Raw genomic sequence first — 23,933 nt, forward strand, 5'->3', positions numbered from 1 at the left:
AGGCCGGTTCCCGGATGACTTCGGACTGGGCACGACGCAAAGCGGATGAGTCTGGGCGCGAAACATCCGCATCATTCCCGTGCGGCGGCCAGCGGTCGAGCTTCCCGATGATCCTCGATCCGATTGGCCCACGTTCGACCAACGCATATCGTCATGTGCCGCGTGCGGGAGTCCGGCCGCGGCCCACGTCAGCTTCTTCTCGTCACCACCGCGACAGTCACGGGCGGCCCGCGGGAGGGCACCCGGACAGGGCGGCCCCCACGCCGGCCACCCTGCGATCGAGCCGTTGAGCCGTTGAGCCGTTGAGCCACAGGGAGCGGAGCGCCAGATGACCACCAAGGACAGCGACGACCACTTAGGCTCGAAGCCAAGCGATCATGGCGGCGCCCGCGCGGACGGCGGCCCGGGCGCGGGGGCGCCAGCCGCCGAGGACATGCCGCCGCCCACGATCCCGGCCGCGCTGGAGCGGGCCGCCCGGCTGTGGCCGGACGACGAGGCCGTCGTCGACGGCGACGTCCGGCTGACGTTCGCCGGGCTCGCGGCCGCCGCCGACGAGGTGGCGCGGGCCCTGGTCGGCAGCGGTGTCGAGGCCGGCGACAGGGTCTCGGTCTGGGCACCGAACGGCTACCGCTGGATGGTCGCCGCACTCGGGATCTACCGGGCTGGCGCGGTCCTCGTCCCGGTGAACAGCCGGTTCAAGGCGGGCGAGGCCGCGGATCTCCTGCGCGCGACCCGGGCGAGGATCCTGTTCACCGTCACCGACTTCCTCGAGACGGACTACGCGGCAGCGATCCTCGCCGAACCGGACCTGCCGGACCTCGACGAGGTCGTCGCGCTCGACGGACCAGCCAGCCCGGGCACCATCCCCTGGAACGATCTCACCGCCCGCGCCGCCCTGGTTCCCGCCGAGACCACCGCCGCCCGCGCGGCCGCGCTGACCGGCGACAGCCTCAGCGACATCATCTTCACCTCGGGCACCACCGGGAAGCCGAAGGGCGCGATGCTCGCCCACGGCCCGTCGACCCGGCTCTACACGGCCTGGGCCGACGTCATCGGGCTCGGCCACGGCGACCGTTACCTGCTCGTCTACCCGTTCTTCCATACCGCCGGCCTCAAGGCGGGCCTGCTCGCGACCATTCTGGTGGGCACGACGCTCGTCCCGTACCCGGTCTTCGACGTGCCCGCCGTGATGCGGCTCGTCGGCGAAGAGAAGATCACGATGTTGCCCGGCCCGCCGGCCGTGTACGAGACGATCCTCAACAGCGACCTGACCGGATACGACCTGTCGAGCTGGCGGCTCGGTGTCACCGGCGCCGCCCCGGTGTCGGTGGAGCTCGTCCGCCGGTTGCGCGCCGATCTGGGCCTGCGCACGGTCGTCACCGGCTACGGCCTGACCGAGACCACGGGAACGGTCGCCATGTGCCGGCACACCGACGACCCGGAGCTGGTCGCGCGCACTTCCGGCCGCGCCCTCGAGGGCGTCGAGATCCGCGTCGTCGACGACGCGGGCGAGGAGGTGCCGCGCGGCGAGCCCGGCGAGATCCTGGCCCGCGGGTTCAACATCATGAAGGGCTACCTCGACAACCCCGCGGCGACCGCCGAGACCATCGACGCCGGCGGCTGGCTCAGGACCGGTGACATCGGGGTGATGGACGGCGGTGGCAACATCGCCATCACCGACCGGAAGAAGGACATGTTCATCGTCGGTGGCTTCAACGCCTACCCTGCGGAGATCGAGGGCATGCTGGCCGAGCATCCGGTGATCGCCCAGGTCGCCGTCGTCGGCGTCCCCGACGAGYGGCTCGGCGAGGTCGGCATGGCGTACGTCGTCCCGAGGACCGGCCAGCCGGTGCCCGAACCGACAGAGATCATCGCCTGGGCCCGGCAGAGAATGGCGAACTACAAGGCGCCCCGCTACGTCGAGATCGTCGACGCGCTGCCGCTCAACGCCACCGGGAAGGTCGTCCGCTACGAGCTGCGCGCCCGCGCCGCCGCCGCCGTCCGCCGCTCCTGAGCGCTCCTTCCGGGCACCCGGCCCGCCCGTCCCGAACACCTGTCCGAACGCCCGTCGCGACCGCCGCCCTCCGGGTGGCGGGTCGCCGGCCACCGCGCGCACGATGGGACGCGAGGGTCCGGGGGTGACACATGGGCGACCAGGCTCGCCACGACGGCAACGTCGACGGCACGCGACCCGGCGACACCCGGCCCGGCGACAGGCGGTCCGACGACTGGCTGTCCGACGACCGGATGACCGAAGAGCGCAGGGCCGACGACGCGCGCCGCTCTGGTCAGACCGCGCCTGCCCACGCCCCGGAATCCCCGGCCCGTCCGCGGGCCGCCGAGCGCCGGCCGGACCCCCTGACCGACCCGCTCCCCGAACTCGCCACGCCTGACGACCAGAGCGACCAGAACGACCAGGGCGACCAGGGCGACCCCGGAGCCTGGCCGTATCCGGACGAGGCCCCGCCCGGCCACGGCCGGAGCGGCAGTGACCGGGCCGCGCACCACGCCGGCGGCGCGGGGCGGGCGGGGGCAGGGCGGGCGGGGGCAGGGCGGGCGGGGGCAGGGCGGGCGGGGGCGAGCCGGCGGCTCGCCGGTACCGGCACCGCGGCCACCCGACTCGCCTGGCCCGCGGCCGGTCCAGGGCCGTACGGCTCTGGCCTGTCCAGCCCCTACGGTTCCGACCCCTACGCCCAGTTCGGCGCCCGGCACTGGGATGAGCCTTCCCCCCCGGACAGCCCCATCGCCGACCAGAGCGCCGATCACCACGACGAAGACGACATCGCCGACCCCGGCCCCGACGCCGCGGCCGCGGCCGGCGCGCACGCGGAGCATCCGCACCTGGCCGAATGGGCGGAACGGGCCGACCGGGCGGCCGAACGCGCCTGGTCCTGGTTCGGCAGGCTCGCCGACCAGGCCGCGGCCAGGCTGCCGACCCACCCGCCGGAGACGACCGGCCCGCGGGCGATGCCGCCGCCGGCACCCGGGATACCCGCGGCCACCCCGCAGGACTCCCCGGCCGCCTCGCGGCCCGGCGCCAACCCGCTGCCCGATGCGACCCCATCCGGCGCACCCACTGGCGGCCCCGCGGGCCAACACGTCGGTCCGGACGAGCCCGGCGAGATCACCGTCGACCGTTTCGCGCCGTCCACCCCGCCGGTGCTCCCGCCAGGCGACGTCCCGCCCGGCGAGGTCCCGCCAGGCGACGTCCCGCCCGGCGAGGCGCCCGCCGGTGCCCGGACCGTGCGACCGACGGTCGGCTACGCGCTGCGCGGTGGCGAGGCGGACGCGCATCGGCTGGCCACGCAGTCCCGGGCGCTGGAGCCGGGCACGGAGGCGTTCCTGACCGGGCTGGGCCTGGGGCCCGGCTGGCGCTGCCTGGACGTGGGGTGCGGGCATGGCCAGGTCAGCGTGCTGTTGGCGGGCCGGGTCCGGCCTGGCGGGCGGATCGTGGGCGTCGACGGCGACCCGGCGTCGCTGCGGGTCGCCCGCCACAACGCGGCCCAGGTGGGCGCGCGGGTCGCGTTCCTGAACGCGGACGCCGGCGGGCTGCCGGCCTCGCGCGGTGGGTTCGACCTGGCCTACTGCCGGCTGTTGCTGGGGCACCTCGCGGACCCGATGGAGACGCTGCGCGCCATGGCGACGGCGGTCCGTCCCGGCGGCGTGGTCGCCGTCGAGGACGTCTACCTCACCGTCCCGACGACGCCGCCGCAGGACGCGCCGCCGGGGGTCCTGACCGAACTCATCGAGCTCATGACCATGACGATCCGCGCCCAGGGCGGAGACCCACAGATCGGCCCGCGCCTGCCCGCCCTCTTCACGGCCGTCGGCCTGACCGACATCTCGGCCGGCCTCAGCGCCGCTCCGTTGCCGTTCGACTCGCCACTCCTGCTGGCCGAGGCCCTGGACGCGACCCGGGACGCGACCCTTGACGCGGGCCTCGCCTCCGCCGCCCATCTGGACGACCTGCGCGCCGCGCTGCTCGCGGTTCCCCAGCCAGCCCTCACCGCCATGGCCGGGGCCGTCCGTCTCTACCAGGTCGCCGGCCGCCGCCCGCCCCGCATCTCGGCCCGGGCCGCCTGACACCCGTCCTCACGGCGGCCCCCCCCAACTCCCAACGAACTCCCCCACCGGCGCTCCACATAGTTGCCATGGACATTGTTGCCATGTACGTTGTTGCTGTGAGCATGATCGAGCGGGCGACGACCGGGTTCCTGCTGTGGCGGGTGACGATGAAGTTCCGCGCCGGGGTGGACCGGGTGCTCGCCGACCTCGGCCTGACCCACGCGCAGTACTCGCTGCTCGCGTCACTCCGTGGCATGACCGGCGGGTCGGACGCGCGGCCCAGTCAGCGAGAGCTGGCGGACCACACCGGTCTCGAGCCGATCTTCGTGTCCAAGCTCGCCCGGGCACTGGAACAGGCCGGTCTGCTCACCCGCGCGACCAGCGGCCGCGACTCCCGGGCGGTGGAACTCGCGCTGACCCCACAGGGCGTCGAGACCGTCGGCATCGCGGTCGAACGGGTGCAGGGGCTGCACCAGGAGCTGCTCGCGCCGATCGGCGGCCCCGGAGGCGCGAACGACCGCCACCTCGCGGACACCCTGCGGACGCTCCTTGGCGCACCACCGGCGACCGCCGGCACCATCGCCGAACAGGAATCACCACGACAGGTAGGGAGCAGGGACATGACCACACCAGCGGAGCTACCACCCCTGACCGGCCAGGACCTCGGTGAGGCGGAGGGCGCGGTGCACGGCCTGCTCGAGACGCTCGTCGCGGGCACGGAGGTCAACGCTGACGAGTACGTCGTACTCCGCGTTCTCACGCTGCGCCCGCCGATGACCCTCCCGGAGTTGCTGGCCTTCCTGACGAGCCAGCGTCAGTTGCGCCGTGACGAGGAGCAGGTGGACGCGATGCTGCGCCGCCTGGACAGCGCGGGCCTCCTGACCGGGCTCGACGGCGCCGGCCCGGTGCGCGTGACCGCGCGAGGGGAGGACCTGCACGCGGCCGTGTTCGCCTCGGTGCGGCGGATCAGCGGACAGGTCTTCGGCGGTCTCGACCCGGCCGAGCTGGCGGCCGCCAAGCGCGTCCTCGCCGAGGTCACCCAGCGGGCGCTGCGACTGCGGACAGAGCTCGCGGCGGCCTGACGTCCCGGGCCAGGCCGGACCGCGGCCGCAACGAGTGCGGGTGGCCGCGGTCCGTGCTGGTATGAGGACGCTCGCGGCGGGGGCAAGGAGCGTCACAGAGACGAGGTTCGGCATGGACATGGGTCTTTTGGGGCGGACGGCTGTCGTCACGGGCGGGAACTCCAACATCGGCCGGGGCATCGTGCTGGCACTGGCCGCCGAAGGAGCGAACGTCGTGATCGCCGCGAGGGACCAGGCCGCGGGCGAGCGGGTGCGCGAGCAGGCCCTCGCCGCGGGCGCGAAGAACGCCGTGTTCCACTCCGTCGACGTCGTCGACCGCGCGCAGGTCGGCCAGATGGTGGTCGCGGTCGAGGAACGGTTCGGCGCGGTCGACCTGCTGGTGAACAACGTCGGCGGYAATGTCGCCTTCGCCTACTTCGTCGAGTCCGACCCGGACACCTGGCGCCGCGACATCGACCTGAACTTCACCGGCACCCTCAACTGCGCGCACGCCGTGCTGCCCGGCATGATCAACCGAGCTTCCGGGCGCATCGTCAACATCGGGTCGACGGCCGGGCTGATCGGTGACCCGACGCTGGCCGTGTACTCGGCGATGAAGGGCGCGGTCCACACGTTCACCAAGATCCTCGCCAAGGAGGTCGGGCCGCACGGGATCACCGTCAACGCCGTCGCCCCCTACGGCACACTCCCCGACGACTGGGCGAACGACGTGAGCGCGGGCAGCCGCTGGCATGCCGACGGGGTCATCGCGAAACGGGAGAACAGCGGCGACTCGCCCAGCATCGGGCGCCGTACGGTCCTCGAACGGCAGACCGCGACACCCCGGGAGATCGCCGCCGCGGTCGTCTACCTGGCCTCCGACGCGGCCGCTTTCGTCACCGGCCAGATCCTCGCCGTCGAGGGCGGCGCCCTCCTGGCCTGACGGGCGCAGATCCGTGCGTCAGGCGCTTTCCTGTCGTCGAGCGCGTTTGGGCTGTTCGCGGATGACATCGTCGACGGTGGGGGCGGTGATCGCGCMGCGGAACCGGGTATCAAGCTGGTCCAGATCCGCACAGGAGTGGATCCGCCCGCGGACGTCGTCGGGGACATTTATCCCGCGCTCCTCGAGCACGGTCAGGAGCATTCGCCCCGCCCTGAGAGCCTCACCCTCGACCCTGCCTTCTGACCTGCCCTCGGCGTGGGCGCGGGCGGCCGTCTCGCCGAGCAGCTTGCTGCGGTAAGGGCGACCAAGGGCACTGTTCACGTACATCTCCCACCGATCCCAGAGCGTCGCTGGCAGCCCAGCCAGAACGATCTCATGATACAAGGGCCTCTTTTTCGGGCCGAGCGCCCGCAGCGCCTCCGCGAGGGCGGGAAAGGCCGCCTCGATGGCGACTTACGCTCACCCATTCTTTCCACGGCGAAAAAGCAGCGCGAAGAGCCTCCAAGGAGATTTCCCCGTGGAGGATTCAGTTTGGTGGTTCTCTGCGACGTCGGGGCGTCAAGGAAGCAGAAAGCCGCTGCTTGCGACCGGACACCGGGTCACGGGGTTATCGCGTCGGTTCGGTCGCCCAGCGTCGAGGTGGCCGTGGTCGGGCGGTGCAGCCGCGGCGCGACGAGCTTCGCGGTCAGATGGTCGCCCGCGACGACCGGCGGKTAGCGCGGCGGGTCGTCCGGCCCGGTACACGTGGGCAGGCACTCGACGACTGCGTCGTAATTGCCGTCATGGAAGAACGCGATCGAGCGGCGCCGGGTCGCGCGGCCGGCCACCGGCGCGGGCAGCACCACCCGGTGCACGGTCGAGCGCCAGCGGTCGTTGGTCCACTGGGCGAGCAGGTCGCCCAGGTTCACCAGCAGCCCGCCCGGCCCCGGGATCACCGAGTGCCAGGCGCCGTCGGGGCCGACGATCTCCAGGCCGGGCACTCGGTCGCCGTGCAGGACGGTGAGGATTCCGTAGTCGGTGTGCGCGCCCATCCGGGCCGGCTCCCCCGGCTCACCGGTGTCCGGACGGGCGGCGGTCACGTAGCTCAGCGCGCGCAGCGTCTCGGTCGAGTGGTCGGTGAACGGGGCGAAGTAGCCCTCGGGAAGCCCGAGCGCGACGGCGAAGATCTCGGCGAGCCGGCGGGCGAGCCCGGCGACGGCGCCGAAGTAGGCGGTCAGCGCCGGGCGCAGCGCCGGAACCTCGTCCGGCCACAGGTTCGCGGCAAAGACGCCGTCGCGCTCGCGCTCGTGGACCGGGTCGCCGGCGGGCCAGCCCTCCGGGCCGCTGTTGAACGCCTCGAACGTGTCCGGCCCGGCGTCGACGCCGAGGCTGTAGGCCAGCGACTCGGCGCGCGGCGGGCTGTAACCCCGGTTGGTCATGACGTCGGCGGGGACGTAGCGCAGTTTCACGCTCGCGGGCAGGGCCCAGAAGGTGTCGAGCGCGGCCAGCGCCGTCTCGATCGTCGCCGGCTCGATGCCGTGCCCGACGATCTCGAGGAAGCCGACCCGCCGGCAGCCGTCGTCGACCTCGGCGGCGATCTCCCGGCGGCGGGCGGCGCCGCCGGCACGCCATCCGGACAGGTCGACCAGCGGGACCAGACCAGCCATCCGCGCACCTCCGTCGTCCGGTCACCATCGCCTGCCACCGCCTGCCGACGAGGGCGAATATAGGCAGGCGGGACACGAGCGGGCCCGGAGAAGTGGCCGCCGTCGCGGTGGGTCACGACCGTCCAAAGGCAGGGCAGGGCAGGGCAGGACGCGGACCGAGCGACGGATCTAGGCTGGGCCCACGAGAACTCGGCGTTCAGGGAGGCAGCCGCGTGACCAGCAGCGCCAGCACGGCCACCGCCGTCGACGGGCCGTTCACCGGCCTCGTCGGCCTACATCACCTGCAGCTGGCGATCCCCGCCGGCGCGGAGGACGCCTGCCGGGCGTTCTGGGTCGGGCTTCTCGGCCTCACCGAGGTGCCGAAGCCACCGCCGCTTGCCGCCCGCGGTGGCGCCTGGTTCCGCGGCGCGAGCTTCGAGCTGCACGTCGGCGTCGACCCGGCCTTCACCCCGGCGACCAAGGGCCACCCGGCGATTCTCGTCGCCGACCTCGACGCACTCGCCGAACGGCTGGCCGCCGCGGGCGTCGCGGTGACCTGGTCGCACGACTTCCCCGGGCACCGCCAGTTCTACAGCCTCGACCCGGTCGGCAACCGGATCGAGTTCATCTCCCCCGACCCCGCGTCCTAGCCGGGTCGGTCAGCCGCCATCCGGGCGGGACGACGGCGGGGCGGGTGGGCCGTAGGGCGAGCCCTCGGGAACGTCGCGCAGGTCGACGCCCGCGACCGTCCTCGCCGCGAGCAGGGCCTCGAGCTCGGCGGGCGGGTAGCCGAGCTCGGCGACGATCTCGTGGGTGTCGTGGCCGACGAGCACGGAACGCGACGGCGGGCGGCCCGCGTCGCGGCTCCAGGCGCCGTAACCGCGGACGACGTGGAACCGGCCGAACCGGGGGTCGTCGATGAGATGGGTGAAGCCGTTCGCGACGAGGTGCTCGTCGGTGACGTGGTCATCCCCCATGACGGCGCGGACGGCGGGAACGCCCCGCGCCGCGAGCTCGGCCGCCGCCGCCCGTACCGTCCGCGCCGCGAACGCCGCGGTGACGGCGTCGACGAGCCAGTCGCCTTTGAGGACCTCGTCGCCGCCGAGAATCCCGCCGCCGAGAACCTCGGCGGGGTCGGTGTCTCCAGGCGCCTCGACGCCGAGGGCGCCGAGCAGGTCGCGGGTTCGCGCCGCGGTCACGGCGGCGACGGCGATCCAACCGTCGGCGCACCGGTAGTAGCGATGTCCGCCGGTGGGGCCGGGGAAGTTGGTGGCGCCGCGGGCTGGTTCGGGGCGGCCGGCGAACTCGGTGAGCTCGGGCGCCTGCAGGTAGGTCGCCGTGTTCGCCAGGCTCAGGCTGAGCCGCTGGCCGGCGCCGTCACGGTCGCGGGCGTAGAGCGCGGCGAGCACCCCGAGGGCGCCGAGCACCCCGGTGCCCGTGTCGTTGAGCGGGATCGGGGTGAGCACCGGGTCGCCAGCGCCGCCCTGCGCGTCGGCGAGGCCGGACAGGCCCTGGAACACCGGGTCGAAGCCGGGCGCGCCCGCGTAGGCGCTGGCCTGGCCGTACGCGGAGACGCCGCAGCGCACCAGGTCGGGCCGGGCCGCGGCGATCCGCTCGGGTGGGAGGCCGAGCTTCTCCAGCCGTCCGGGCCGCATGTTCTCGACGAGGACGTCCGCGCCGGCGAGCAGCCGCAGCAGCAGGTCCGCGCCGCCGGGGCGGGCGATGTCGAGCGCCAGGTCGCGCTTGTGCTGGCTCGCGACCAGCACCGACATCGGGAACGCGCGGAACGGGTCGCCGTCCGGTGGCTCGACCTTCACGACGTCCGCGCCCCAGTCGGCCAGGATCTCGCCGATCAGCGGCCCAGCGAGGTAGGAGGACAGGTCGACGATCGAGACACCGCGCAGTGGCAGGCCCCCGCCGACCCCATCGCCATCGCCATCGCCAACGCCGTCACCGTCACCGACACGGGCACGGGCACGGGCACGGATGACGGCCGGCGGCTCCACGGCGGGCGCCTCGGTGGCCGGCCAGAGCTCGCCGTCCGGGCCGAGCTCCAGGTCCGTGGTCGCGAAGGCGCCGGGGGTCGCGGGGGTGCCGGCCAGGTCGACCGGGAAGCCGGGCATCCTGACGGTGCCCAGGGTGGGGTGCGCGCGTTGGACGAAGCTCCGGTTGGCCTCGGTGATGTCGCGGGTGGCCCACTCTGCGCGGGTCGCGATCGGCGCGCAGGGCACGTCGGCGGCCGCGAACAGGTCCAGCCACGCCCGCAGCGGCCGTTTGCGGAACTCCTTCTCCAGCTCGTCGGCGACCAGCCGGCCGCCCTCGTCATAGACGAGGACCTTGTTCCAGTCGCCGTCGACGCCCGGTAGGACGAGGACGTCCATCCGGTCCATCGCGTCCAGGGCACGGAAGAAGATCTCCGGGACGAGCGCGGCGAGGTAGAGCCAGCGGCCGTCGCCGGCCTGGTAGATGCGCCAGAACGGGACGCCGCGGCCGGAGCGGTTCCCCTTCACGACCGGCTGGTCGACGCCGACCTGCGTCATCATGCCGAGCTGGGCGATCGCGGCGTGCAGCCCGCTCACGGTGACGGCATGCCCGCGGCCCGCGTCCCGGCGGCGGCCGTGCAGCGCGGCGACGGCCGCCGCGGCGGCGAGCGCCCCGTGGAGCTGGACGATCGTCGTGGCGACGGGCGCGACGGGGCAGTCGAGCGTCGCCGGGTTGCGTGCCGCGGTCCCGCCGAGACCGGCGAGCAGCAGCGGGTCCTCGGCGGCCTCGCGCCACTCGCCGTGCTCGCCATAGGGCGGCAGCCACACCTGGTTGAGCCCTGGGTGACGCCTGGCGAGCGTCGCCGTGTCCAGTCCGAGTTCRGCCAGCTGGCCGGGAGTGTGATCGACGATCAGCACGTCCGCCCCGCCGGCCAGCCGGCCGACGTCCCGCGCCGTCATCCGCGCGACGCGCTTGCCTCGGTCCCACAGCAGCCCCGCGGGCGACGCCGGCCCCGCCGCCCCCTCAACCACCGGCCGCCCGTCAGGCCCGGCAGGCGCGTCGAACCGCGCCAGCTCGTCGGCCAGCGTCGAACCAGCCGTGACGCCGCCAGTGCGAGCCGGGAACCGCGCGCGCACCACGTCAGCGCCCAGGTCGGCAAGCAGCATTCCCGCGACCCGGCCCGCTCGGGTCACCGAGGCCTCGAGGACCCGAACCCCGGCCAACGCGGGAGGCCGCCCGCTCGTCCCTGCCTCGCTGGCCGCGCCAGCTCCCGCCGCCATGTGCCCACCCACCCTCACGCCTCGTCCCCGGCCGGCGCGACACCCGCCCAGGACGAGGCCTCGCCAGGCACCGCCGAGAGTCCCGGCGCCCTCCCCTGTCGTATCAGCGAACCCTCTGGGCGGCATCAGAACCGGTATCAAACACCGATGCCGGCCGCGGTCAGGACGGGCCGTCGAGGGTCTCCAGGGCGGCGAACCAGCCGACCCAGCGACGCTGGCCCGGGGTCTCGACGGCGCGGGCGYGGTAGTGACGCCGGGTCCAGGCGACCGCGTCGACCGCCGGATGGCCGGCGAGGATCGCCATGCAGGCCAGCACGGTGCCGGTCCGCCCGGTGCCGCCGCCGCAGGCGACCTCCACCCGCTGCCCCGCGCGCGCCAGCCCGTACGCCCGAGTGATCGCCACGGCCGCGGCCCTGGGCTCACGCGGCGTCCGGAAGTCCGGCCAGTCGAGCCACACCGCCGGCCACGCCGGCTCGTTCTGCGCGCCCCGGCGCGCCGACGCCCGCCGTGGGTGTCCTCGCGACCGCCCCAGATACAGCCCGAACTCCGGGAGTGGCCCGTCCGGTAGCCCCTCTCGGCGCCCACGGCCTCGGATATGGGTGCCATCCGGGAGCTGGATGGCTCCATTGAGTCGCGAGGTCACACCCGTAGTGTGCATGCCCGTCACGCACCGCTCTCGCAGGGTTGTCAGTGTGCGGGCTAACCGGGCCGCTCATGCCCCTGTGCCCCGCCCTCGCGGCCTCCCGCCCGGACCGCCGTCCTGTCCGCGCCGGCGTGACGCCTGTTCCAGGCCCCTGCCCGGCGAGACGGCGGTGACCCGCAGGCCGCTGGGTGAGGTTTTCCCCAGTACGGATTGGTGGGTCTGCGCGGTCGTGCGGCAGGTCGCGGCAATTTACGGTCAAGGCGACGCCCCGGCATCGCGGGGCGAGCGGCGGGCGGACAGCGCGCCGGTGATGACAGACAGCGGGACGCGAACAGACATGACGACGCGACCAGACTCCCAGCGGGCACTCGCCCGCGGGGGCACAGACACACCGCCCTCGGCGGCGCTCAGGGCGAGGCCCGGCTGGTGGGCCCGATGACCGGGCCGGCCAGCGGCGCCCTCGCGGCCAGCCGAGGCCCGCTGGGGACGCCGGCGCACGCCCTCGGCGCGGCGCTGCGGGCCACCTACTCTCGACGCAACTGGCTGGCGACGGTATTCGCCGCCCAGACGCTGGTCTTCGGGACGATCACGTTCGCCGTGACGCTCGGGTTCACCATCGCCGGCGTGTCGTCGTCGTTCTTCATCGTCGTCGGGCTGCCGCTGCTGTGGGTCGCGCTGGCGCAGGCCCACCGGTTCGCGCGGTTCGAGTCGTGGCGCTACGAGGCCTACCTGGGCGAGCGGCTGCGCCTGCGGCCGACGCCGGTGCCCGCCAGGACGGCCTCCGGACGGATCGGGCGGGCCTGGTCAAGGATGTGGGCCCGGATGTCGGCCGGCGGCAGCTGGCTGGAGCTGCTGTGGGCGCTGCTCGTGCTCCCGGTGCTCGGCTGGGCCGGCGGCTGGATCGTCGCCACCGCGTGGGGCGGCGGGCTCGCGTTCCTGCTGTTTCCGGCCTACGGTCACGCCCTCGGCAACGGCGGCCGGCTGGTGGGGCTCGACCTCGGCTACGGCGGCTCGGTCGCCACGCACGTCGTGGTCGGCGTCGCCGCGCTCCTCGCGGCGCCCTGGCTCGCCCGCGGGCTGACCGCGCTGCAGCTGGCGATCGGGCGCAGGATGCTCTCGCCCAGCGAGACCGCCGCGCTGACCCAGCGGGTCGCGGACCTGGAGTCGAGCCGCGCCGGCATCGTCTCGGCCACGGCCGCCGAGCGCCGCCGGATCGAGCGCGACCTGCACGACGGCGCGCAGCAGCGGCTGGTGAGCGTCGCGATGACGCTCGGCCGAGCGCAGGAAAGGTTCACCGAGGACCCCGGAGGGGCCCACGAGCTCGTCGCCGAGGCGCACGCCGAGACCAAGCGGGCCCTCGTCGAGCTGCGCGACCTCGCCCGCGGCCTGCACCCGGCGGTGCTCACCGACCGGGGCCTGGACGCCGCGCTCGCCGGCCTCGCCGCCCGCTGCCCGATTCCGGTGACACTCGACGTCGACGTGGCGCCGCGGCCGTCGGCCGAGGTGGAGGCGGTCGCCTACTTCTTCGTCGCCGAGGCGCTCACGAACGTCGCCCGCCACGCGGACGCCGCGTCCGCGCGGATCATCGCACGTCGCGCCGGTGACCGGCTGGCGGTCGAGGTCAGCGACGACGGGCACGGCGGCGCGAGCGAGCGCGGCGGCACCGGCCTCTCGGGGCTGCGCGACCGGGCGGTCGCCGTCGACGGCACCTTCACGGTGCGCAGCTCCCCCGGCGAGGGCACCACCGTACGGGTGGATCTGCCATGCCAGAACTGACCCAGCCCGAGCCGGCCCCAGCGCCGCCCGCCCGCCCCGCGTCCGAGGGAGACCGCACGATGGCCGCGACGGCCGACCCGACATCCACGGCCGCGTCGACGGCCACGGTCACGACGCCCGCATCCGCCTCCCAGTCCGCCTCCGAGCCGACGTCGACACCGACACCGACACCGACACCAAAGGCCAGCACCGCGACACCGGAGCCGGCTCACACCACCGCCGCGGCGACCACGCCGCCCGGTGGAGGCGGGGCCGGCGACCGGTCCCTGGACGGCCAGCCGCCAGTGGGTGGGCGGCGGGGAGCCCGCGGTGTGCTGCTCGCGATCGGGGTGCTGCTCGCCGCCGCGCTCGCGTTGGGAGCCGGCACGCAGGCCATCAAGCTGACCACCGGCGAGGAACGGCGCGACGAGCGCATCACCCTGCCGGCGTCGGTCGACCGGCTGGAGGTGCGCGCGTCGTCCGGCACCCTCACGCTGACCGGCACGCCCGACGACGCGGCCGTCGTCGACGCCAAGCTCACCGGCACCGTCCACCCGCCCACGCTGAAGGTAGACATCGACGGGCACACGGCGCGGGTGCACACCGACTGCTCCTGGCAGATGCTGCTCAGCTGCGATGCCACGCTGCGTCTCGCGGTCCCGGCGGGCGTGACCGTCGTGGCGCGTTCCTCGTCGGGCGACATCCGGGCGGCCGGCCTGGCCGGTCCGATCGACCTGCACACATCGTCCGGCGACGTGTCCGCCGACGGATGCTCGGGCACCGCCAGGCTTTCCACGTCGTCGGGCGACGTACGCGCCACCCACCTCGGCGCGGCCACGGTGTACGCGCACTCGTCGTCCGGCGACGTCAAGGTCGACCTCACGGTCGCACCGACGGACGTGGAGGCGACGACGTCGTCCGGCAACGTCCGGGTCACCGTGCCGGCCGGTTCGGAGACCTACGACGCGACCGCGAACACCTCGTCCGGCGACGACTCGGTCCGGGTCGCCACCGACCCGCGGTCCGCCCGCCGGATCGAGGCGAGATCAAGCTCGGGCGATGTCTCCATCCGTTACGCGGACGCCGGCCAGGCGTCATAGCCGCCGGCGCGTCAACCCGGAGTGTGGTGGATGGGCAAGCCTGAAGACGTGCCGATCCACCACACCCGCGGGGCGGCGGGGCACTTCGGAGGTCACTGATGCGCGGATCGGGGTCTAACGGCCCGAGGTGTCGTACAGCGGACACAGCGGCGGTGAACCGGCCCGGGGAGGAGCGGCACTACGATCCACTGTGTCGCACGGCAGTCGCCGACGCGGAGCCAAAAATGCAGAACCGCTGCCACAGATCTGTGAAAGCGTGAAAATATTCTCCTCGCACCCCCGACGGCCTAAGGATTGCGTGGGTGGTCGCATGCCTGACGACCGCGGTCCGCATCACCAGGAAGACCCAGACCATAGGCGCGGCGCGCCCCGCCGGGACGACAGGGCGCGCCTCATGACCCGGTCCGTCGTGGGCCGGCGGTTCTTTCTCGCCGACCCACGGTCCCAGACCGCGCCCGGGCGCGCCCGGCTGACCGAGATCGCGAACGAGCTGGCCGACCCGGCCGCGGCCGCCCGCTGGCACCGCAGGCTGAACCTCGGCTCGCTCGTCGAGGTCGCGGCGCCGCACGACCGGATCGCGCGGCTGCTGGCGGGCGTCCCGCCAGCCGAGGACGCGGACGGGGCCGGCCGGCGGGTACGGGCCGAGCTGGAGGCGCGCCGCCTCGGCTGGCTACGCGACAACGACGAGCGGCTCGCGCACGCCCAGCGGGCGTGGGACGGCCTCTACGCCGCGCACCATGGCGTCGCCGAGGCCGTCGCCCAGGTCGAGCCGCTGAGCAACGTGCTGCGGGTGTGCCGGCTGGCCGAGCTCGTCTACTCGGCGTCCGAACCGGAATGGCGTGAACTCGCCGACGCGGCGGCCGCCCGGCCGATGGTGCCCGCGGAGATCTACCGCTCCCAGCGGGAGCGCCGGCTGCGCCCGCCCGACCACGTCGTCCAGGCGGTCGCGGTCCCCGGGGACGGCGGCGAACTGGACCGGCCCGCCCTCAACCCGGCGGCCCTGACCGCCTGCGCCGAGGAGACCTGACGCCGCCGCGAATCGTCTAGAACCAGCCGCGGCGGGCGCCGAGGTGCTGGAGCTGCTCGTGGATCTGGTGGGCGAGGCGGCCGCGGTCGAGGTCGCCGTGGCCGACCCGGAAACGGCCGAGCGCGTCGCCGCCGGAGCGCAGCAGGCCGCCTCGGCGGTCGGCCTCCAGGACGATGTCCATGCCGTGGTCGTCGACCAGGAAGGTCACCTCCAGCTCCCGGATCCGGCGGCCGTACTCGCCGGACGGCTTGAGCTCGATCTCCTGGTAGAACGGCAGCGACGAGCCGCCGACGTGCCCCTTCTCCACATCCGCCGAGTGGAAGTGGAAGCCGAGGTCGCCGAGCGCGGCGAGCACCGCCTCCTGGACCGGCAACGGGTGAACGGAGACCGGGTCCAGGTCACCCGGGTCGAGCGCGCCCGGGATGGACAGGGTGGTGCGTACGCCGATCTTCATGCCCTTCAGGTGCCAGCCGCCCACGTCGGTGATCGGGGTCTGCCACGGCACCGGCAGCTCGAAGCGGCCGCTGACGTGCTGGCCCGGCGCGATCACCAGGTTGCCGCCGATCTGCTGGGTGCCGAACGCGACCTGCTCGTGGTACGTGCTGTCGTCGCGATCGATCTCGACGGTCGCCTCGAGCGCGACGAGGATCTTCTCGATCCGCTGGTCGACCTTGCCGCCCGTGACGGTGGTCGTGCCGGTGACGACCGCCCCTGGCCGTGTCTGGTCATGATCCAGCACGGTCTCCACCTCGGCGGCCCCGACGCCCAGCCGAGACATGAACCGCTTCATTCCCATCGCGCAGACCTTCCGACCGGGTGACAGACAACCGGAACTTCTATTCGGTACTGGATTCATACCGGCCGGCGCCGGCCCGCCGCCAGCGGGGTCGGTCAGGTGACAGCGGGTGGGGACGGGTCAGGCCGGCAGGACGCCGGCGGCGCCGGCGAGCAGCGCGTGGCCGGCGGCGGGGTCGCCGCTGACGGCGGTCGCGGCCGTGGCGGTCTCCGCCGGGGTGCGCCGGCCGGCCGCGAGCAGGCAGAACTCGACGACACCGAGCCGAATCTCGGCGACGGGCGGCGGGTGGTCGGCGGCCGGGTCCGGCGCCGGCAGCGGCGGACGGCCCGGGCCGACGAGCCAGCGGCCGGCGACCACCCGGTCGCCGGCCACATCGCTCATGCCGCTCATGCCGCCCGCGCCGCCCGCGCCATCGTCGCCGCCGGCAGGTCCGACGCCGGGGCCGCGTTCGCCCAGGTCGCCGGTGATCAGTGCCAGCGCCAGCGGGCCGTCACCGAGGCCGGCATCGAGGCTCGTCCGCCAGCGCACCCGGCGCAGCGCGAGCGCGGTCACGGCGCTCAGCTCGTTCACGTCCAGCGCCGGGAGCCGGACGCCGGCGGCCGCCGCGAGCGCGGCCCCGTCCAGCCAGGTGCCGAGCATGCGGGAGGTCAGGTGGTCCTCGACCGGCGCCGTCCAGCCAAGCGCGTCGACCATGATGCGCGCCGACTCCGGCTCCCGCCCGGCCAGCCAGGCGCACAGGCCGCGCGCGCCCTCGTGCCAGGTCCGCCAGAGGAGCACCGGCGGCCAGAACACCGGGGGCCAGAACACCGCCGGCCAGTAGGAGGTCGACCGGCCCGGCCCCGGCCGGGCCGGCGAGCCGTCCGCACGCGGCGCGGGGGCCGCGCCGTCCGCGTCACCCGTCCCGGCTTCGCCGTCGGGGACCGTTTCCCCACCGGGGACCGTTCGGCCGTCGGGAACCGTCGCGGCGCCCGGGACCGTCGCGGCGCCCGGCCCGGTGGTGCCGGCGAGGCCCGCGCTCAGGATGCCCTGCGCCCGGGCGTCAACGGCCGGGGGCGCGAGGGTGCCGGCGACCGGAATGCCGATCGCGCCGGCCAGCGCGGCGTCCAGGCCCGCGAGGCGGGCGACGACCTCGCGGGGCGTGCGGCCGTCGCTGCCCGTCGGACGGTCCCAGTCCTGGGGGGAGAGCTCGGCGAGCACCCGGTCGACAGCCGCGGTCCAGGCGGCGAACGGGGCGGCGAACGGGGGCGCGGCCGCGACGGCGGGCCGGCGGGCGAGCGCCGCGGCCAGCAGCGCCGCCCGCGGGTCCGCCTGGTCGGCGCCCGCCGGGCCGGTTGATGGCCGGGCCGGGCGGGAGCGGGGACGTCGCGACGGCTCGGACCTGCCCCGGCGCGACGGCTCGTCGGAGTCCGGTGACCGCTCGGCGGCGAGCCGGGCCGCGGCCGCGGCCAGCGCCTCGGCGAGCGCGGTGTCGCCGGCGGGGAAACGCAAAGGATGCTCCCAGACCTCGACGAGCACGGCGCGCGCGACCGCGGCGGCCTCCGCCGGCGGCTGTCCGGCCGCGGCGGCGACCGCGAGCAGCCGGTCGCCGTGACGGGTGTAGGCGTCGGCGAGCGCGGTCGGGTCGCCGACGACCAGCCGGTGGCGGGGCGAGGCATGGGCCGTGGCCGGTTCCACGCCGAGTTCCGCCGGCGGGTCGACCGGGAGCTCGGGGCGTCGGGAACCGGTCATCGCCACCGGCGCAGTGTCCCATGCAACAGTGCCTGGATCGCCAAACGATCGCGATCCGCCCGACCAGAGCAACGCGGGGCCACTTCCCCACGCCGTCAGCACGCTTTCCCAACCCACCGCGGCGTGGAACCGCCGCGGTCGCCATCGTCCTGCCGCCCGGCCACCGCCGGGCGAGGGCCGGCGTACCCATGGGCTGACGTGACGGGGACAGACGGGGACAGTGGAGGCATGGGACGAGCGAGCACGCGGCGTCGGGTGGTGCGGGTGACGGTGGGCGGGCCGGCGACGGCCCGCGCCGACACAGTCGTCGGCGAGGAGCCGCTGGAGATCCGGGTCCACGGCCAGCCGCTCGCGGTGACCATGCGCACGCCGGGCGACGACATGGATCTCGCGGTGGGGTTCCTCGTCGGGGAAGGGCTGATCGGCGGCGGCGGCGACATCCTGTCGATGCGCTACTGCGCCGGCACCGAGCCGGCCGGAGAAGACGCGCCGCCTTCCCTCCTCGCGTCGGAGCGGGCGCCGACGGAGGCATGGAGCGGGCCTCGCGGGCGGCAGACCTACAACGTCCTCGACCTCACGCTCGACCCATCGGTCCCGCCGCCCGATCTCACGGCCGCGGCCCGGTCGTTCTACATGACGAGCTCGTGCGGGCTGTGCGGCAAGGCGAGCATCGACGCGATCCGGATGCGCGCCCGCCACCGCGTCGCTGACGACCCGCTGCGCGTCGAGGCCGCGACGCTCGCGAGCCTGCCGGGGGCGCTGCGGCGGGCGCAGCGGCTGTTCGCGACCACCGGGGGGCTGCACGCGGCGGCGCTCGCCGACGCGGCCGGGCGGATCGAGATCGTGCGCGAGGACGTCGGCCGGCACAACGCCGTCGACAAGGTCGTCGGCGCGGCGGCGAGGTCGGGCCCGCTGCCCCTGCGCGGCCGGGTGCTGCTGGTCAGCGGGCGGGCGTCGTTCGAGCTCACGCAGAAGGCGCTGCTCGCCGGGATCCCGATGCTCGCCGCCGTCTCGGCACCCTCGGCGCTGGCCGTCGACCTCGCCGCGGAGAGCGGGATGACCCTTGTCGGGTTCCTGCGCGGGGATTCGATGAACGTCTACGCCGGCGCCCACCGGGTACTCAGCGCCGAGGCGCCGACCGGTCGGCTGGCTGAGGAAGGGCCGTCCGTAGCGGCACAAAATCCGCGAACATTCCTGGACGTAACCCGATAGAGTCCGCCTTCGTGACCTGCATCGTCGGGGTGGAGCAGAACGGGCGGGTCGTGATCGGCGGTGACAGCGCCGGCATCGAAGGATGGTCCTTGACCGTCCGCGCCGACACCAAGGTGTTCCGCAACGGGTCCTACGTCATGGGATTCACCGGCTCGTTCCGGATGGGCCAGTTGTTGCGCTACAGCCTGGTCCCGCCGGTGCCGCACACCTGGGACCTTGACCGTTTCATGGCGACCGACTTCGTCGCCGCGGTGCGTGACTGCCTGCGCGACGGCGGCTACGCGCGCAACGACTCGGGCAACGAGAGCGGCGGCTGCTTCCTGGTCGGCATCCAGGGCCGGCTCTACCGGATCGACTCGGACTTCCAGATCGGCCGCAGCGTCGACGACTACTTCGCGGTGGGCGCCGGCGAGGACTTCGCCCACGGCTCGCTGCACGGCAGCGCCGACCTGCCGCCCGACGAGCGGGTCCGCAAGGCGCTGGAGGCGGCCGTCCACCACTCCACCGACGTCCGCGGGCCGTTCCACCTGGTCTGGGACCCAGAGGAGCCCCCGAACCCGAGCTGACGGCGCGCCCGCGCCCGGCTGGCACGGCTGGTCCGGCTGGTCCGGCTGGTCCGCCCGCGCCCGGCTGGTCCGGCTGGCTACTGGCGCCCGCCGCGGCCGAGGCGCTCGGCGGCCAGGGCGGCCCACGCGGACGGGCCGGCGATCGGGGTGAACCTGGCGGCGGCGTCGGTGAGGGCGGCGTACTGGTCGTCGGTGAGCTCGAGATCGGCGGCGGCCGCGTTCGCCTCGACCTGGGCGACGCTGGAGGCGCCGGGGATGGCGATCACGCACGGCTGGTGGATCGCCCAGGCGAGCGCGACCTGGGCGCAGGTCGCGTCGTGCGCCGCCGCCACCTCGCGCACCACGTCGAGCAGCGGGGTGAGCCGGGCCAGATTCTCGGTGAGGAACAGCGAGTTGGTCGCCCGGATGCCGCCAGACGGGCGGTTGGTGACGTCGTAACGGCCGGACAGCAGGCCCTGCGCGAGCGGGCTGTAGGCGATGACCAGCCGGCCGGCGCGCTGGGCGTACGGGATCAGCGCGTCGTCGGCCGCGCGACGGACGAGGCTGTACTCGACCTGGTTGGACAGCACCGGCGAGCCGAGCGCCGCCTCGGCGGCCTGCCAGCGGGCGAGCGAGTAGTTCGAGACGCCGACCTCACCGACCAGCCCGACGTCGAGCAGCCGGCGCATGCCTCTCATCGTCACGGTGTCGGCGACGATCGGGTTCGGCTGGTGCACCTGGTACAGGTCGATCGTCCGGACGCCCAGGCGCCGCGCGCTCGCGACGCCGCGCTGCTCGACGATCGCGGGCGCCGGGACGAGCGGGAGGAGCTTCGTCGCGACGAAGACGCCCTCGGTGGCCTCCTCGCCGGCCTCCCGCAGCGCCTCGCCGACGATGCGCTCGCTGCGGCCGAACGCGTAGATCTCGGCCGTGTCGATCACGGTGATCCCGAGCTCGAGCGCCCGGCGCAGGATCAGGTGGGCCTCCCGAGCCGCGTAGTCGGTGCCGTAGCCCCATTCCCGCGACCCGAACTGCCAGGTCCCCAGCCCGATCTTCGAGAGCTTCTTGCCGCTCCTGACCGCGTCCCCGAGCCCCGTGACATAGCGCATGCCCCAAGTCAACGCCAAGAACCGGCCGGCCGTCCCCCGACCCCCAAACCATTCCCGGCCCAATCGCCCACGCCAGCCCAGGCGCGAATCGCTCTGGCCGGATATGCGCACGCGCCTCGGCCGGCCGCGGTCCGCTTGTGGCCGGGACGGGGGTCGCATATCGTCCGGGCGGTTCGGTGGAACGTGTTCTAGTCCGGGCTCGCGGTCCCGTCGCGGCCGCCTGGCCGGAGGGCCCTCGGCGACGAGCCAGGGCCCTCGTGACGACAGTCTGGGAGGTCGGTGTGCCCGAGTCCGGAGCGAGACCGCTGGTGCTGGCCGAGGCCGACGGGCCGGTGCTGACGGTGACGCTGAACCGGCCCGAGAAGCGCAACGCGACGAACGCGGAGGTGCTCTGCCGCCTGTACGACGCCTGGCGGCGGCTCGACGAGGACGACACGCTACGAGTGGCGATCCTGACCGGCCGGGGCGGCACGTTCTGCGCGGGCATGGACCTGGCCGAGATCGGCCGGCTGCGCGCCGGGGTGCGGGACAATGAGTGGATCATCCGGCTGCAGGACGACCCGGGCATCTCGCTTGCGGCCTACCTGAAGAGGTACCGGCCCACCAAGCCGATCATCCTGGCCGCCGAGGGGTACGCCCGCGCCGGCGGCACCGAGATCCTGCAGGGAACCGACATCCGCGTCGCCGGCGAGAGCGCCGTTTTCGGGGTCACGGAGGTGCGGCGCGGGCTTTTCCCGATGGCCGGGTCGGCCGTCCGGCTGCGCCGGCAGACGGGCTACGCGGTGGCGGCGGAGATGCTGCTCACCGGCGAGGACCTGCCCGCCAGGCGCGCGTACGAGCTTGGGCTCGTCAACCATGTCGTGCCGGACGGACAGGCGCTGGCGAAGGCGCGCGAGATCGCCGACCGGATCGCCCGCAACGGCCCGCTCGCGGTGAAGGCGATCCTCGCCACCCTGCGCGAGACCGAATGYCTGCCCGAGGCCGAGGCCTTTCCCATCGAAGAGCGCCACGGCAACGCCGTGATGCGTTCCAGGGACGCCGTCGAGGGCCCGACGGCCTTCCTGGAGAAGCGCGAACCCGTCTTCACCGGCTCCTGACGCCAGGACCCCGCGCGGGGTCGACATTCGAGCGGCGGCGAGCGACCCTGGCAGGGCGAAAAGGGGGTCGGAGATGCTCAGTGTGTTCTGTTTCGACCGGCTGGCGGTGACCGTCCGGGACATGTACTTCGTCGACCCGGACCCGGCTCCCGGGCAGGAAGGCCCGGAGCGGGGCGTGCGCGTCGAGCTGCGGCTCGTCGAGGCGCAGCCGTGGCGCGGGTCGATCTACGCGTCGCAGCGGATCGTCGTCGACACGTCGCTGCTGCGCGTCGACCTGCTCGAGTCCGTCGAGCGCGGGCCGGGCAGCCGCGACCGGGTGCACCACCACCCGACGATGACCGACAACGAGCCCGGGGGGCGGGTCTTCGACCGCGGCCTCACCGCCGACCCGGCCGCCTGGCTGCGCGAGCGCCTCGCCGACCCGATGGCGTTGCTCGCCGCGGCCGGCGTCGAGAACCCGGCCGAGTACGCGGAGTCCGCCGACGAGCTCGCCGCCTCCCTGCCCGACGTCGTCGACGCCGTCGCGGCGAAACTCGCGAAGGTTCGCGCCGGCGAGCTGGCCCTCAGCCCGACGCGCGGCACCTGAACCGCTCTCCGACGGCCAGGCGTGCCGGGCYAGCCGGGTATCTCCTGGGTGGCGGGTGCCCCGGGGCAGGCCGCGGCAGGCCGCGCGGCCCGCGCGGCCCGCGCGGGCGAAAGGCGGATTTTCACCCGCGAAGAGGAGACTCATCAAATAGAACGCGTTCTAAGATTGTGGTGTGGACCAGCTCGGGCACCCGGTGTGGGACGCGGACAACCACTACTACGAGGCCGTCGACGCCTTCACCCGCCATCTCGACCCGCGAGACGGGCCGCGGTGCGTGCAGTGGGCGACCATCAACGGCCGGCAGTACCACGTGCTGGGCGGCCGGGTCAACCGGGCGGTGTCCAACGCGACGTTCGACCCCGTCTCCAAGCCCGGCTGCCTCAACGAGTACTTCCGGGGCAACCCGAACAAGGCGAACCCGCTGGACCTGATCCGCGACAGCGAGCCGGTCCGCGCGGAGTACCGCGACCCGGCCGMGCGGCTGCGGGTTCTCGACGAGCAGGGCCTGGCGGGCTGTTTCCTCTTCCCGACCCTCGGGATGATCTACGAGCAGCCGCTGAGGCACGACCCGGTCGCGGTCACGAAGACCTTCGGCGCGTTCAACCGGTGGCTCGCCGAGGACTGGACCTTCGCCTACCAGGGCCGGATCATCGCCGCGCCCTACCTCTCGCTCGCCGACGTCGACTGGGCCGTGGCGGAGCTGGAATGGGCGATCGGCCAGGGCGCCCGGATGGTCGTGATGCGCGCCGCCGCCCCGACGACCGTGACCGGCCAGCACAGCCCGTTCGACGAGATGTTCGCGCCCTTCTGGGCACGGCTCAACGAGAGCGGGCTGACGCTGGTGGTGCACGCCGGCGACAGCGGCGTCTCGACCGACGGCTACACCGGCGGCGGGCACAGCTTCAGCTTCTCGGGTGCCAGCCACGGGCCGACGATCGCGAGCTTCGCCATCGAGAAGGCGGTGCACGACTACCTGCTCTCGATGCTGCTCGCGAACCATTTCGCGAGGTACCCGAACCTGCGGGTCGCCTCGGTCGAGAACGGCGCCGAGTTCCTCCCCGACCTGTTCCGCAGGGCGCGCTCGCAGGCGAGGAAGCTGCCGGGCTGGTTCCAGGAGGACCCGGTCGAGATCTTCCGGCGGCACGTCTGGGTCAACCCGTTCTGGGAGGACGACCTGGAGTCCGTCGTGCGGTGGATGGGTGCCGACCGCGTCGTCTTCGGCTCCGACTGGCCGCACATCGAGGCTCTCCCGCACCCCCTCGACTACCTCCCCGAGACCAAGCCCCTCTCCCCCGCCGACCGCCGCCTGGTCCTGCACGGCAACGCCCTCGACCTGGCGACGCCCCGCCCCGCCTAGCGCGGCCAGACGTTCCGCCAT

At 74.2% G+C, this 23,933-nt stretch carries 20 protein-coding genes; 13 read left to right on the forward strand and 7 right to left on the reverse strand.

Annotation, left to right across the window (positions count from 1 at the left end):
- Positions 1-328 precede the first annotated feature (328 nt).
- From BL253_RS07070 to BL253_RS07090, 4 genes are all read left to right on the forward strand, one after another.
- The gene (locus BL253_RS07070; RefSeq protein ID WP_274535192.1) at positions 329-2,014 is read left to right on the forward strand and encodes a FadD3 family acyl-CoA ligase; all 1,686 of its coding nucleotides are present in this window, start codon (positions 329-331) and stop codon (positions 2,012-2,014) included.
- A gap of 131 nt (positions 2,015-2,145) precedes the next feature.
- A complete protein-coding gene (locus BL253_RS42840; RefSeq protein ID WP_096335933.1) occupies positions 2,146-4,083 on the forward strand; it encodes a methyltransferase domain-containing protein in 1,938 nt (645 codons plus the stop codon).
- A gap of 83 nt (positions 4,084-4,166) precedes the next feature.
- Positions 4,167-5,147 (forward strand): MarR family transcriptional regulator, encoded by a 981-nt coding sequence (locus tag BL253_RS42845; RefSeq protein ID WP_096335934.1) that lies wholly within the window; start codon positions 4,167-4,169, stop codon positions 5,145-5,147.
- 112 nt (positions 5,148-5,259) lie between these two features.
- Positions 5,260-6,069 (forward strand): SDR family NAD(P)-dependent oxidoreductase, encoded by an 810-nt coding sequence (locus BL253_RS07090; RefSeq protein WP_076814664.1) that lies wholly within the window; start codon positions 5,260-5,262, stop codon positions 6,067-6,069.
- 18 nt (positions 6,070-6,087) lie between these two features.
- On the opposite strand, the gene BL253_RS07095 is transcribed toward BL253_RS07090, so the two are convergent.
- A complete protein-coding gene (locus BL253_RS07095) occupies positions 6,088-6,390 on the reverse strand; it encodes a hypothetical protein (RefSeq protein WP_198946197.1) in 303 nt (100 codons plus the stop codon).
- A 278-nt stretch (positions 6,391-6,668) separates the two neighbouring features.
- Positions 6,669-7,715, reverse strand: coding sequence for an isopenicillin N synthase family dioxygenase (locus BL253_RS07100; RefSeq protein ID WP_076814666.1), 1,047 nt, complete (start codon positions 7,713-7,715; stop codon positions 6,669-6,671).
- A 212-nt stretch (positions 7,716-7,927) separates the two neighbouring features.
- On the opposite strand from BL253_RS07100, the gene BL253_RS07105 reads away from it, so the two are divergent.
- Positions 7,928-8,344: a VOC family protein gene (locus tag BL253_RS07105; RefSeq protein WP_076814668.1), complete on the forward strand. Its 417-nt coding sequence runs from the start codon at positions 7,928-7,930 to the stop codon at positions 8,342-8,344.
- A gap of 9 nt (positions 8,345-8,353) precedes the next feature.
- Here the strand turns inward: BL253_RS07105 and BL253_RS07110 are convergent, their stop codons facing one another.
- Together BL253_RS07110 and BL253_RS43515 are read right to left on the reverse strand one after the other, a co-directional pair.
- Positions 8,354-10,957 carry a CoA transferase gene (locus BL253_RS07110; protein ID WP_076814669.1) on the reverse strand — a complete coding sequence of 868 codons (2,604 nt, stop codon included), beginning with the start codon at positions 10,955-10,957 and terminating at the stop codon, positions 8,354-8,356.
- Positions 10,958-11,117: 160 nt separating this feature from the next.
- Positions 11,118-11,360: a phosphatase domain-containing protein gene (locus BL253_RS43515; protein ID WP_241834590.1), complete on the reverse strand. Its 243-nt coding sequence runs from the start codon at positions 11,358-11,360 to the stop codon at positions 11,118-11,120.
- A 675-nt stretch (positions 11,361-12,035) separates the two neighbouring features.
- Between BL253_RS43515 and BL253_RS07120 the strand changes: the two genes are divergently transcribed.
- From BL253_RS07120 to BL253_RS07130, 3 genes are all read left to right on the forward strand, one after another.
- The gene (locus BL253_RS07120) at positions 12,036-13,376 is read left to right on the forward strand and encodes a sensor histidine kinase (RefSeq protein WP_076814958.1); all 1,341 of its coding nucleotides are present in this window, start codon (positions 12,036-12,038) and stop codon (positions 13,374-13,376) included.
- Entirely contained in the window at positions 13,364-14,455 is a 1,092-nt protein-coding gene (locus BL253_RS07125; RefSeq protein WP_241834591.1) for a DUF4097 family beta strand repeat-containing protein, read from the forward strand. Before BL253_RS07120 ends, BL253_RS07125 begins: the two co-directional genes overlap by 13 nt.
- A gap of 394 nt (positions 14,456-14,849) precedes the next feature.
- On the forward strand, positions 14,850-15,482 hold the full coding sequence (locus BL253_RS07130; protein ID WP_076814674.1) for a hypothetical protein: 633 nt from the start codon (positions 14,850-14,852) through the stop codon (positions 15,480-15,482).
- A gap of 16 nt (positions 15,483-15,498) precedes the next feature.
- On the opposite strand, the gene BL253_RS07135 is transcribed toward BL253_RS07130, so the two are convergent.
- Both BL253_RS07135 and BL253_RS07140 read right to left on the reverse strand, forming a co-directional pair.
- Positions 15,499-16,278, reverse strand: a complete 780-nt coding sequence (locus tag BL253_RS07135; RefSeq protein WP_076814677.1) for a sporulation protein — start codon at positions 16,276-16,278, stop codon at positions 15,499-15,501.
- Positions 16,279-16,398: 120 nt separating this feature from the next.
- On the reverse strand, positions 16,399-18,006 hold the full coding sequence (locus BL253_RS07140) for a hypothetical protein (protein WP_076814961.1): 1,608 nt from the start codon (positions 18,004-18,006) through the stop codon (positions 16,399-16,401).
- 228 nt (positions 18,007-18,234) lie between these two features.
- Between BL253_RS07140 and fdhD the strand changes: the two genes are divergently transcribed.
- On the forward strand, positions 18,235-19,218 hold the full coding sequence (gene fdhD / locus BL253_RS07145; RefSeq protein ID WP_081438069.1) for a formate dehydrogenase accessory sulfurtransferase FdhD: 984 nt from the start codon (positions 18,235-18,237) through the stop codon (positions 19,216-19,218).
- An 11-nt stretch (positions 19,219-19,229) separates the two neighbouring features.
- The gene (locus BL253_RS07150; protein ID WP_076814679.1) at positions 19,230-19,784 is read left to right on the forward strand and encodes an Ntn hydrolase family protein; all 555 of its coding nucleotides are present in this window, start codon (positions 19,230-19,232) and stop codon (positions 19,782-19,784) included.
- A gap of 77 nt (positions 19,785-19,861) precedes the next feature.
- Here BL253_RS07150 and BL253_RS07155 read toward each other — a convergent pair whose 3' ends face one another.
- The gene (locus BL253_RS07155) at positions 19,862-20,872 is read right to left on the reverse strand and encodes an aldo/keto reductase (protein WP_076814681.1); all 1,011 of its coding nucleotides are present in this window, start codon (positions 20,870-20,872) and stop codon (positions 19,862-19,864) included.
- Between the two features lie 257 nt (positions 20,873-21,129).
- Here BL253_RS07155 and BL253_RS07160 point away from each other — a divergent pair, with 257 nt between their 5' ends.
- The 3 genes from BL253_RS07160 (at position 21,130) to BL253_RS07170 (ending at position 23,912) form a co-directional block, all read left to right on the forward strand.
- Positions 21,130-21,969 carry a crotonase/enoyl-CoA hydratase family protein gene (locus tag BL253_RS07160; protein ID WP_076814684.1) on the forward strand — a complete coding sequence of 280 codons (840 nt, stop codon included), beginning with the start codon at positions 21,130-21,132 and terminating at the stop codon, positions 21,967-21,969.
- Between the two features lie 73 nt (positions 21,970-22,042).
- Positions 22,043-22,555, forward strand: coding sequence for a hypothetical protein (locus BL253_RS07165; protein WP_076814686.1), 513 nt, complete (start codon positions 22,043-22,045; stop codon positions 22,553-22,555).
- Between the two features lie 172 nt (positions 22,556-22,727).
- Positions 22,728-23,912 (forward strand): amidohydrolase family protein, encoded by a 1,185-nt coding sequence (locus BL253_RS07170; protein ID WP_076814688.1) that lies wholly within the window; start codon positions 22,728-22,730, stop codon positions 23,910-23,912.
- Positions 23,913-23,933 lie beyond the last annotated feature (21 nt).

This window comes from Pseudofrankia asymbiotica (assembly GCF_001983105.1).
GTDB classification, from domain to species: Bacteria; Actinomycetota; Actinomycetes; order Frankiales; family Frankiaceae; genus Pseudofrankia; species Pseudofrankia asymbiotica.

Bases quoted from the DNA above. Each gene is read 5' to 3' on its own strand.
- BL253_RS42845 (WP_096335934.1), top strand. From the start codon at position 4,167: ATGTACGTTGTTGCTGTGAGCATGATCGAGCGGGCGACGACCGGGTTC.
- BL253_RS07140 (WP_076814961.1), bottom strand. From the start codon at position 18,006: ATGACCGGTTCCCGACGCCCCGAGCTCCCGGTCGACCCGCCGGCGGAA.
- BL253_RS07125 (WP_241834591.1), top strand. From the start codon at position 13,364: ATGCCAGAACTGACCCAGCCCGAGCCGGCCCCAGCGCCGCCCGCCCGC.
- BL253_RS07155 (WP_076814681.1), bottom strand. From the start codon at position 20,872: ATGCGCTATGTCACGGGGCTCGGGGACGCGGTCAGGAGCGGCAAGAAG.
- BL253_RS42840 (WP_096335933.1), top strand. From the start codon at position 2,146: ATGGGCGACCAGGCTCGCCACGACGGCAACGTCGACGGCACGCGACCC.
- BL253_RS07130 (WP_076814674.1), top strand. From the start codon at position 14,850: ATGACCCGGTCCGTCGTGGGCCGGCGGTTCTTTCTCGCCGACCCACGG.
- BL253_RS07120 (WP_076814958.1), top strand. From the start codon at position 12,036: ATGACCGGGCCGGCCAGCGGCGCCCTCGCGGCCAGCCGAGGCCCGCTG.
- fdhD (WP_081438069.1), top strand. From the start codon at position 18,235: ATGGGACGAGCGAGCACGCGGCGTCGGGTGGTGCGGGTGACGGTGGGC.
- BL253_RS07135 (WP_076814677.1), bottom strand. From the start codon at position 16,278: ATGGGAATGAAGCGGTTCATGTCTCGGCTGGGCGTCGGGGCCGCCGAG.
- BL253_RS07165 (WP_076814686.1), top strand. From the start codon at position 22,043: ATGCTCAGTGTGTTCTGTTTCGACCGGCTGGCGGTGACCGTCCGGGAC.